Annotated in this window: 9 protein-coding genes; 6 read left to right on the plus strand and 3 right to left on the minus strand. The window is 35.1% G+C overall.

What is annotated here, in order from left to right:
• Window positions 1-42 precede the first annotated feature (42 nt).
• A complete protein-coding gene (gene pruA / locus Q0871_RS17865) occupies window positions 43-1,671 on the plus strand; it encodes an L-glutamate gamma-semialdehyde dehydrogenase (RefSeq protein ID WP_299326157.1) in 1,629 nt (542 codons plus the stop codon).
• A gap of 115 nt (window positions 1,672-1,786) precedes the next feature.
• Entirely contained in the window at window positions 1,787-2,299 is a 513-nt protein-coding gene (locus Q0871_RS17870; RefSeq protein ID WP_299326160.1) for a DinB family protein, read from the plus strand.
• A gap of 295 nt (window positions 2,300-2,594) precedes the next feature.
• On the opposite strand, the gene rsmG is transcribed toward Q0871_RS17870, so the two are convergent.
• Window positions 2,595-3,230 carry a 16S rRNA (guanine(527)-N(7))-methyltransferase RsmG gene (gene rsmG, locus Q0871_RS17875; RefSeq protein ID WP_299326162.1) on the minus strand — a complete coding sequence of 212 codons (636 nt, stop codon included), beginning with the start codon at window positions 3,228-3,230 and terminating at the stop codon, window positions 2,595-2,597.
• A gap of 120 nt (window positions 3,231-3,350) precedes the next feature.
• Here rsmG and Q0871_RS17880 point away from each other — a divergent pair, with 120 nt between their 5' ends.
• A complete protein-coding gene (locus tag Q0871_RS17880) occupies window positions 3,351-4,451 on the plus strand; it encodes an acyl-CoA desaturase (protein WP_299326164.1) in 1,101 nt (366 codons plus the stop codon).
• A gap of 15 nt (window positions 4,452-4,466) precedes the next feature.
• Window positions 4,467-5,657, plus strand: coding sequence for a pyridoxal phosphate-dependent aminotransferase (locus Q0871_RS17885; RefSeq protein ID WP_299326166.1), 1,191 nt, complete (start codon window positions 4,467-4,469; stop codon window positions 5,655-5,657).
• Between the two features lie 76 nt (window positions 5,658-5,733).
• Here Q0871_RS17885 and Q0871_RS17890 read toward each other — a convergent pair whose 3' ends face one another.
• On the minus strand, window positions 5,734-7,227 hold the full coding sequence (locus Q0871_RS17890) for a TrkH family potassium uptake protein (RefSeq protein ID WP_299326168.1): 1,494 nt from the start codon (window positions 7,225-7,227) through the stop codon (window positions 5,734-5,736).
• A 1-nt stretch (window position 7,228) separates the two neighbouring features.
• The gene (trkA, locus tag Q0871_RS17895) at window positions 7,229-8,578 is read right to left on the minus strand and encodes a Trk system potassium transporter TrkA (RefSeq protein WP_073247406.1); all 1,350 of its coding nucleotides are present in this window, start codon (window positions 8,576-8,578) and stop codon (window positions 7,229-7,231) included.
• Between the two features lie 228 nt (window positions 8,579-8,806).
• Between trkA and ubiE the strand changes: the two genes are divergently transcribed.
• Both ubiE and Q0871_RS17905 read left to right on the plus strand, forming a co-directional pair.
• Window positions 8,807-9,544 (plus strand): bifunctional demethylmenaquinone methyltransferase/2-methoxy-6-polyprenyl-1,4-benzoquinol methylase UbiE, encoded by a 738-nt coding sequence (gene ubiE / locus Q0871_RS17900; RefSeq protein ID WP_299326174.1) that lies wholly within the window; start codon window positions 8,807-8,809, stop codon window positions 9,542-9,544.
• 54 nt (window positions 9,545-9,598) lie between these two features.
• Window positions 9,599-10,291 carry a porin family protein gene (locus Q0871_RS17905; protein ID WP_299326177.1) on the plus strand — a complete coding sequence of 231 codons (693 nt, stop codon included), beginning with the start codon at window positions 9,599-9,601 and terminating at the stop codon, window positions 10,289-10,291.
• The last annotated feature ends 74 nt before the right edge of the window (window positions 10,292-10,365 follow it).

Raw genomic sequence — 10,365 nt, forward strand, 5'->3', positions numbered from 1 at the left:
TTTAGTACCTTTGTTCAACTTTTTAATTTAAAAAAATTGACAATGGGTAAAGGATTTTTTCAAGTTCCTACAGCATTTAATGAACCAATTAAAAGCTATGCTCCTGGATCTCCAGAAAGAGAAGCAGTTTTGGAACAATACAAAGCATATTTCAACAACACGGTTGATGTACCAATGTATATTGGTTCAGAAGAGGTACGCACAGGCAACACTAAGCCAATGTCACCTCCACATGATCACAAACACATTGTAGGTACTTATCATACTGCAAATAAAGAAAATGTTCAATCTGCAATTGATAACTGTTTATCATCCAGAGATGCATGGGCTAACTTAACTTGGGAGCAACGTGCAGCTATTTTCTTAAAAGCTGCTGAATTACTTGCAGGTCCTTACCGCGCGAAGATTAATGCGGCGACCATGATCGCACAATCTAAAAATATTCATCAAGCAGAAATAGATGCCGCTTGCGAGTTAATTGACTTTTTACGCTTTAACGTAGAGTACATGTCTCAAATTTATGCCGAGCAACCAGATTCTGCCGAAGGTATTTGGAACAGAGTAGAATATCGTCCTTTAGAAGGATTCATCTACGCTATTACCCCTTTCAATTTTACCGCCATTGCCGGTAATTTACCTGCAAGTGCAGCTATGATGGGGAACGTTGTTGTTTGGAAACCGAGTGACTCTCAGGTTTTCTCTGCAAAAGTTATTGTAGATGTTTTCAAAGAAGCCGGTTTGCCTGATGGAGTTATCAATGTTGTTTATGGTGATCCAGTAATGATTACCGAAACCGTATTAGCTAGCCCAGATTTTGCTGGTATTCACTTTACAGGTTCTACACACGTGTTCAAAGAACTTTGGAAGCAAATAGGAAATAACATTCATACCTACAAAACATACCCAAAAATAGTTGGTGAAACTGGTGGTAAAGATTTTATTCTAGCACACCCAACTGCTAACCCTAAACAAGTAGCTACAGCGATTTCAAGAGGTGCATTCGAATTTCAAGGTCAAAAATGTAGCGCAGCTTCAAGAGTATATTTACCAAAATCTACTTCTAAAGAGATTCTAGAATATGTTAAAGCTGATATCGCTTCTTTTAACAAGCCTGGATCCCCTGAAGATATGAGCAATTTCATTACTGCAGTTATTCATGAAGGTTCTTTTGATAAATTGGCAAAATATATTACCCAAGCCAAAGAAGATAAAAATGCTGAAGTATACGCTGGTGGTTCTTTTGACAAATCTAAAGGTTACTTTATTGAGCCAACGGTTATCTTAACAACAAATCCTAAATACACTACTATGGAAACTGAATTATTCGGCCCTGTAGTTACTATTTACGTTTACGACGATAAAGATTGGAGCGAAACATTACAATTAATTGATGGCACCTCTGAGTACGCACTTACTGGCGCTGTACTTTCACAAGATAGATATGCTATTGACGAAGCTACCAAAGCATTACAAAACTGCGCAGGTAACTTCTATATTAACGACAAACCTACAGGTGCTGTTGTTGGTCAACAACCTTTTGGTGGAGCAAGAGCTTCTGGAACAAATGACAAGGCTGGATCAGCTCAAAACCTTTTACGCTGGGTTTCTCCAAGATTAATAAAAGAGACTTTTGTTACTCCTGTAGATTACAGGTATCCGTTTTTAGGATAAAAGCAACTTTAATGGCTGAATGTAAATTCAGCCATTTTTTTTGACATAGCGCTATTATTTTTAGCTTAAATTACAAGTATCACAATTTACTTTTAACAACCTTAACACACTAATTATGAAAAAGTTATTACTCGTAGCATTCTTATTTGTAGGATGCTTTTCTTATGCACAAGAAGAATTAACACAGAACACAATTAAAGCCGTTTTAACAGGAAATCAATCTCAAGTAATACAACTTGCCGAAGCTTTTCCTGAAGAAAAATATGATTGGAGACCGGCAGAAGGAATCAGCTCTGTAGGTGAAGCCCTTTTACACGTTGCTGGCGGAAATTACTTTTTAGCCTCTAAATTAGGATTTGCTCCACCAGAAGATGTAGATGTAATGAACTTAGGTAAAATTACAGGTAAAGAGAACATCATTGCCGCTCTTAAAAAATCTAACGAATTTGTTCTAGATAACATTACCAATGTTGAAGATGGTTCTTTAAACGAAGAAGTTGATTTTGGCTTTATGAAATCTAATAAACTAGGTGGATTATTAGCCATTATGGAACACAACGGCGAACATAAAGGTCAACTTATTGCTTACGCAAGAACAAACGGAGTTGTACCACCATGGAGTGAATAAATAATTTTACAAATACTAAAAACGCCCATTAACACATAGTTGATGGGCGTTTTTTTAGTATTTGACAAATTTTAACACTGTACTAATACAATATCAATGTAAATTTAACGTTAATTAATTGTAAACTCAAGGTAATTTACCGAAATTTGTACTTCATTTAAAATCAATTGCTTATGATTATCGACAGTATTAGACTACATATTACCTGCATACAAATTCACACTTGGAATTATTTAAAAGAGTTCGCTAGTAAATACAAAAAGGCTTACTACAGTTCTTTTCTACTTTAAAAAAATTAGCCCTTATATTTTAACGGCAAGTAGACCATTTTCTTTGTTTCAAAGAAATCTTCTTTAAAATAATCGGTCAAGTTATAGACCTCAGCAGTTCTATAATCTTTTAATTCCTCATTTAAATCACCCCCTTTTAAGTATAATATTCCATTACGAATAGGGTGCTTAGAATCTTTTTTAATTTTACCTTTTATCCAGTGCACAAAAGTTGGCATCGCTGCCACTGCCCTACTGACGATAAAATCGAATTTACCTGGTATCTCTTCGACCCTAGCATTTATGGTCGTTACATTTGCTAATTGTAAACCTTCAACAACTTCGTTTACTACTTTTATTTTTTTACCGATAGAGTCTACTAAAGTAAAGTGTACTTCAGGAAATAAAATAGCTAAAGGTATACCAGGAAAACCACCTCCAGTGCCTACGTCAAGAACAGTAGAACCATCTTTAAATGTTATAAATTTCGCAATACCCAATGAATGCAAAACATGTCTGAGATAAAGCTCATCTATATCTTTTCTTGATACCACATTAATTTTTTGGTTCCAATCCTTATATAATTCCTCTAATTTTCTAAATTCTTGTTTTTGATTTTCAGATAAATTGGGAAAATTTTCAAATATGATTTCAACAGTCATGCGTATATTTGTAAATAGATAATATTAGTACTTTCACTGATGCAAAGATTTAGCTTTTAATTAAGCTATCAAACTATTATAGATTCAATTACAAAATATTAAGTAAAAGATTACCAAATTATGGAACAAAATACCATTCGTTTTCCAAGAACAGATTCTGCAAAGTTTTTTAAAACTTTGAACAGTAGAGTTAACGATTATTTCAAAACAAATAAATTAAAGAAAACAGGCAACTGGAAATTACACTTAAAAACTGTAGTTATGTTCGCTCTTTTTCTTGCTCCTTATTTTTTAATACTGACGTTAGGGCTACCTAATTGGGCTAATTTTCTATTGACAATTGTTATGGGTGTTGGTATGGCCGGCGTTGGTATGAACGTAATGCATGATGGTAACCATGGTGCATATTCCAATAAGAAATGGGTTAACAAGTTAATGGGGAGTAGTATCTACATTCTTGCAGGCAATGTATACAACTGGCAGGTACAACACAATGTACTTCACCATACATACACCAACATTCATGAACATGATGAAGATATGGAAGCGGGTAGAATATTACGTTTCTCAAAACATGCAGAATGGAAAAAACACCATAAGTTTCAACATTTTTATTCCGTTTTACTTTACGGATTGTTAACGTTTAACTGGGCGATTACAACCGATTTTCAGCAAATGTACAGGTATATGAAGCGTAAATTATCTTACGGTAAACTACCAAGTGCTACCATGAACTGGAGCACCCTAATTATCACAAAATTACTTTACATCACTATTTGGATCGTATTACCAATGTTGGTTTTAGATATCGCATGGTGGAAAATTTTAATCGGATTCTTTTTAATGCATTATGTTGCAGGGGTAATATTAAGTGTTGTATTTCAATTAGCTCATATTGTTGATGACGCCGACACACCATTACCTGATGAATCTGGCACTATGAAAAATACATGGGCAATTCACCAATTGTTCACTACCGTAAATTTTGGAACTAAAAACAAGATTGTAAATTGGTTTACTGGTGGTCTAAATCACCAAGTTGAACACCATATATTTCCGAACATAAGTCACGTACATTACACAAATATTTCGAAAATTGTGAAACAAACGGCACAGGAATTTAATTTACCATATCACGAGTATAAAACTACTAGAAAAGCTATAATTTCGCACTTCAAACATTTAAAAGAATTAGGCAAAGAGCCTACATTACAATACTAGAAATTAAGAGCAACCATGAGCAATCAACTTTCGGACAGAATTAACAGCGTTACACCGTCAGCTACTTTGGAAATGGCCGCTAAGGCCCGTGAATTAAGAGCACAAGGAAAAGATATTATCGGTTTAAGTTTAGGCGAACCAGATTTTAATACTCCTGATTATATTAAAGATGCTGCCATTCAAGCAGTAAAGGACGATTACAATTCTTACACACCAGTTGATGGGTACGTAGATTTAAAAAAGGCTATTATCACTAAATTCAAAAGAGATAACAACCTATCATACGAATTACCACAAATTGTTGTTTCGACGGGTGCTAAGCAATCTTTATACAATGTTGCACAGGTTATTCTAAACCCTGGCGACGAAGTTATTTTACCATGCCCTTACTGGGTTAGTTATAGTGATATTGTAAAGTTGGCGGATGGTGTACCTGTAGAAGTACCTACTTCTCTAGAGAACGATTTTAAAATGACTCCCGAACAGTTAGAAGCTGCTATTACACCTAAAACAAAAATGTTATGGTATAGCTCTCCTTGTAACCCTAGTGGATCTATTTATAGCAAAAAAGAATTACGTGCACTTGCAGATGTTTTAAAAAATCATCCTCAAATTATTGTAGTAAGCGACGAAATTTACGAGCATATCAATTATGGTGTTACCGCACATGCTTCAATGGCAAAATTTGAAGATATGTTTGACCGCACCGTTACTGTAAACGGAGTTGCAAAAGCATTTGCAATGACGGGATGGCGTATTGGTTATATTGGCGCACCAGCTTACATTGCCCGTGCAACAAACAAGCTACAAGGTCAAGTTACCAGTGGTGCGAATTGTATTGCTCAGCGTGCCGTAATTACTGCTTTAGAAGAGTCGCCAGACCGTATTAAATACATGGTTGATGAATTTAAAGAAAGACGTAAACTTATTTTAGGGTTATTAAATGACATTGAAGGCTTTAAATGTAACGAGCCAGAAGGTGCTTTTTATGTTTACCCAGATGTAACCGCTTATTTTGGCAAAACATTCAATGGCACGACAATTAACAACGCGTCAGATTTCTCAATGTACATTTTAGAAGCTGCCAACGTTGCAACCGTAACCGGTGATGCTTTTGGAAATGGTAATTGTATACGTATTTCTTATGCTGCTTCGGTAAAAGAAATCAAGGAAGCCATTTCAAGAATAAAAGAAGCGCTGAAATAAACCTCAGCTAAATCATATAATAAAAAAAGTCCCTTCAAATGAAGGGACTTTTTTATGCTTTATACTTTCATTAAACTTAAGTTCTTTTCCAGAAATACGGGGTCAATAATATCAGTACGGTAAAAAGTTCTAACCTGCCCGCCAACATTAAAAAACCGCACCACCACTTTGCCAAATCGGGTAAACTATTAAAATTACTCACAGGATTTAAACTACCTAACGCCGGACCAACATTACCCAAAGATGATGCCGCGCCCCCAATGGCTGATTCAAAATCTAATCCTAAAAAGCCTAACACTAAAGCCCCTATTATGAAGAGTAACATGTAGAGCACAAAGAATCCAATAATATTATAAACTATTTTCTCCTTTACAGTCTTATTGTTATATCGTACAGGTATGATGGCATTCGTATGCAAAGTTCGCTTAAACTCCAATACACCATTCTTTATAATCAATAAGTGACGCATTACTTTTATACCACCTGCCGTTGATCCCGCCGAACCTCCTAAGAAGAACAATCCGAAGAAAAACACGGTCAAGAAAGGTGTCCACTGCGTAAAATCTGCACTAACAAACCCTGTTGTGGTAATTACAGAAATAATTTGAAATAACGAATGTCTGAATGCGCTTTCTGCTTTACCTAAAACCATAGGATAACCAGGAGTAAGATCGGTAATATTAGCTTGGTAATATACCACCAAGGCTACTATTATAGTAAAGACAATGGTAAAACCGGCGTAGTACTTAAACTCCTCATCTTGTATTACTTTCTGAACTTTTCCTTTAAAGGCAAAATAGCTAAGCACAAAATTACTACCTGCCAGAAACATAAAGAATATGATGATATATTGAATAACAGGTTGATCATTCCAATGTGCTACACTTGCATTTTTAGTTGAAAAACCACCAGTAGATAGCGTTGCCATAGCGTGATTGATAGCATCAAAAAATGACATTCCCGCTACTTGAAGTAAAATGGTTTCTGCTACAGTATATCCGAAATAAATTAACCACAAGCGTTTTGCCGTATCTGTAATTCTAGGGTGTAATTTATCTCCCGTAGGTCCTGGTGCCTCTGCAGAAAACAACTGCATACCTCCTATTCCCAGCAATGGCAATATAGCAATCGCCAAAACGATAATACCCATACCACCAATCCAGTGGGTTAAACTTCTCCAAAATAAAATACCTTCTGGCATCGCTTCTATATCATCCATTATTGAAGCTCCGGTGGTTGTATAACCAGAAATGGTTTCAAAAAAAGCATTTGTTACCGTAGGTATAGCCCCTGAAAACAAATAAGGCAGCATACCAGAAATAGACATCACTATCCACCCGAAGGTTACAATAATATAGCCTTCTTTCTGCTTTACTTCTTTTTTATGACCCCTGGTATAGTACATCATAAAAACCCCTACGAACATTGTGCTTATAGATGCCAAAGCTATACTTAAAGTTGCTCCGTCTTGGTAAACACCACTGACAACAGCCGCCAAAAGCATAAAGCCTCCATTGCATAGCAATAGAAGCCCCATTATATGAATTATGATTCTTAAATTAAGCCGCATCTTACAGGAACATTCGTTCTATTTTTTGAATCTCGTTCGGCAAACAACAAACTACAACTCGATCACCTTCTTGGATCTTAAATCCACCAAGTGCAATATGCCCTACACCATCTCTAACAACACCACCAATAGTAGCAGCTTTCGGAAAATCTAATTCCCTAATTGTAGCACCGGTTACTTTAGAATTCTTTTTCACTATAAATTCTAAAATCTCAGCATTCAAATTATTCAAACGCATTAAGGCAACCACTTCTCCTTTTCGTATGTGTCTAAAAATATTATTTGCAGCCAGTAGCTTTTTATTGATCAACGTATCAATACCAATAGAATGAGAGAGCTGAAAATAATCCATATTCTCAACTAGCGCTATCGTCTTTTTTATATATTTTGATTTTGCCACCAAGCAAGACATAATATTCGTTTCAGAATTTCCGGTTACCGCAATAAAAGCATCCATAGATTCTAAACTCTCTTCATCTAGCAATTCAACATTTCTACCATCACCATTAATTACAAGTGCATTTGGCAACTCATCTGCTAAATCAAAGGCTTTCTCTTTGTTTTTTTCTATCAACTTTACGTTGAATTTATTGGCACAAAGATCTCTAGCCGTTTTATAACCTACTTTACTTCCTCCAAGAATCATTACATTCTTGATTTCGGCTTTTTTCTTTCCAGTTAATTTATAAAGCTCATCTACACCTTTTTTCACAGTTATAAAATACACTTGATCACCTTCCTTAAAAACCGTATCACCTCTAGGTATTACCGTATACTGAGTACCTGTTCGCTGTAATGCAATTGGCATGAAATGTAATTCTGGAAAGATCTTTGCCGCTTCTTTTACTTGCTTGCCTACAAATGGTGCCGACTTCAATAATGATACACCTACCATTATCAACTCTCCATCTTCAAATTCGTAAGTATCATTAAACGCAGATTTATTTAAAAGCATCTGTATTTCAGTTGCCGCCAAAGCTTCTGGAGATATCAACTCATCGATACCTAAATCTGAAAATCTCAATAAATCTTTATTCTTAATAAACTCTGTATTCGATATTCTAGCAATAGTTCGCTTACAGCCTAATTGCTTAGCTAGCATGCAAAGTGTTAAATTTGTAGTTTCAGATGAAGTTACAGCAATAACCAAATCTGAATCTTTTACCTGTGCATCGTTTAATACAGCAATAGAAGTTGCATCGCCTTTTAAAACTCGTATATCTAGATGATTATCTGCGTAAGCAAGACTTTCTTTTTTAGAATCGATTAAGGTAATATCCTGTGATTCATAAGAGAGTAACTTGGCTAAATGAAAGCCTACTTCCCCAGCACCAGCAATTATAATCTTCATTTATTTTATTAGACCGCTACTTATCAAGCACTAATTTTCTTCTCTTAACTATCATATATACTTAAAAGTAGTCTTGAAATCTATAGCATTTATTATGGAGCAAAATTACATAATTAAATTAGTTTATTCTTTATTTTCAATTCTTTAACCATCAACAACCAACCTAAATGGTTAAAAAGGAATAAAGCACGAGCTATATTGTATATTTGCCAAAAAAATAGCAATAAAATGCCCCAAAAAGTTACGCCATACAAAGATTCTAACCTGGGAAAAAAGGAACAGGTTACTAAAATGTTCGATACTATCTCTAAAAATTATGACGGTCTAAATCGCGTAATATCATTTGGAATAGATATTAAATGGCGTAAAAAAGTAGTGGAAATATTAAAAAAAGAAAAACCACAATCTATTCTGGATATTGCTACTGGCACAGGAGATTTAGCGATTGCTCTTGTTAAAACAGGTGCAAAAAAGATTGTAGGTCTAGATATTTCTCCAGGCATGCTAGCTGTCGGCAAAGACAAAGTGACCGACAAAAAACTAAACAGTACTATTGAAATGGTTGTTGGCGATAGTGAGAAACTAACTTTCGAAGACAATTCTTTTGACGCAGTAACAGTTTCTTTCGGTGTAAGAAATTTTGAAACGCTGAATACTGGTATGGCAGAAATTCTACGTGTCTTAAAACCAAATGGCACCTTGGTTGTTTTAGAAACTTCAGTACCTACCAAAACCCCGTACAAACAAGGCTATAGCTTTTACACTAAAAATATACTTCCGCTAATAGGAAAATTATTCTCAAAAGATGATTCTGCTTATGGCTATTTAAGTGAATCTGCTTCTGTTTTTCCACATGGTGAAAACTTCAACAATATTTTACGCGAAATCGGGTTTATAGATGTAACGAATAAACCTCAAACATTTGGGGTTGCATCAATTTATGTTGCGAAGAAGACTAAACTATAATTTTAGCTTACTCACAATTTATATTTGACGTTTTACAATCGTAAACCAGGATATATGAAGAAGTGGTTTTTTATACCCCTAACGTTGTTGCTTGTTAATATAGCAAGTGCTCAATTCAACGAAAGTCCCATATTGAATAAACAAAACGAAGATAAGAAGCTCTTAAACTGGGGTTACTTCCTTGGTTTAAATCAATATGATTTTAAATTTGAATACAAAGAAAACGCCCAAGATATATTGGTCAGTAAAAGCTTTGGCTTTAATGTTGGATTAATTGGAGAGGTACGACTTAACGAGTTTTTAGATGTTCGTTTTGAGCCTGGGTTACACTATGGTTCTAGATTATTAGGATTCCCAGGCTTTGAAGATGAACGAGATGCCATTAGAGAAGTAAAATCAACTTACATTAATTTTCCTCTATTACTAAAAGCCAGTACTAGAAGATATGGAAATTTTAAACCGTTTCTTTTAGGCGGTGTATCTACAGGACTCAACCTAGGCAGTAATGAAGAAAGTCTTGACGACAATAGTACCGGCACCTTTAGAATGAAGAAATGGGTCTACAATTATGAACTTGGTTTCGGTATTGATTTCTACTTAGAGTACTTCAAATTCACCCCTTCTATTCGTGGTGTTTTTGCCATTACCGACGAATTAGTTCCAGATAATGACCCAAATAGCCCTTGGACGGGAAACATAGAGTCTTTAAAAACGCGCGGAATTTTCATCAACTTTACTTTTGAGTAGCAATTAGCAATTAGCAATTAGCAATTAGCAATTAGCAATTAGCAATTAGCAATTAGCAATTAGCAATTAGCAAT

This window comes from uncultured Maribacter sp. (genome assembly GCF_947500985.1).
In the GTDB taxonomy this organism is placed as follows: domain Bacteria; phylum Bacteroidota; class Bacteroidia; order Flavobacteriales; family Flavobacteriaceae; genus Maribacter.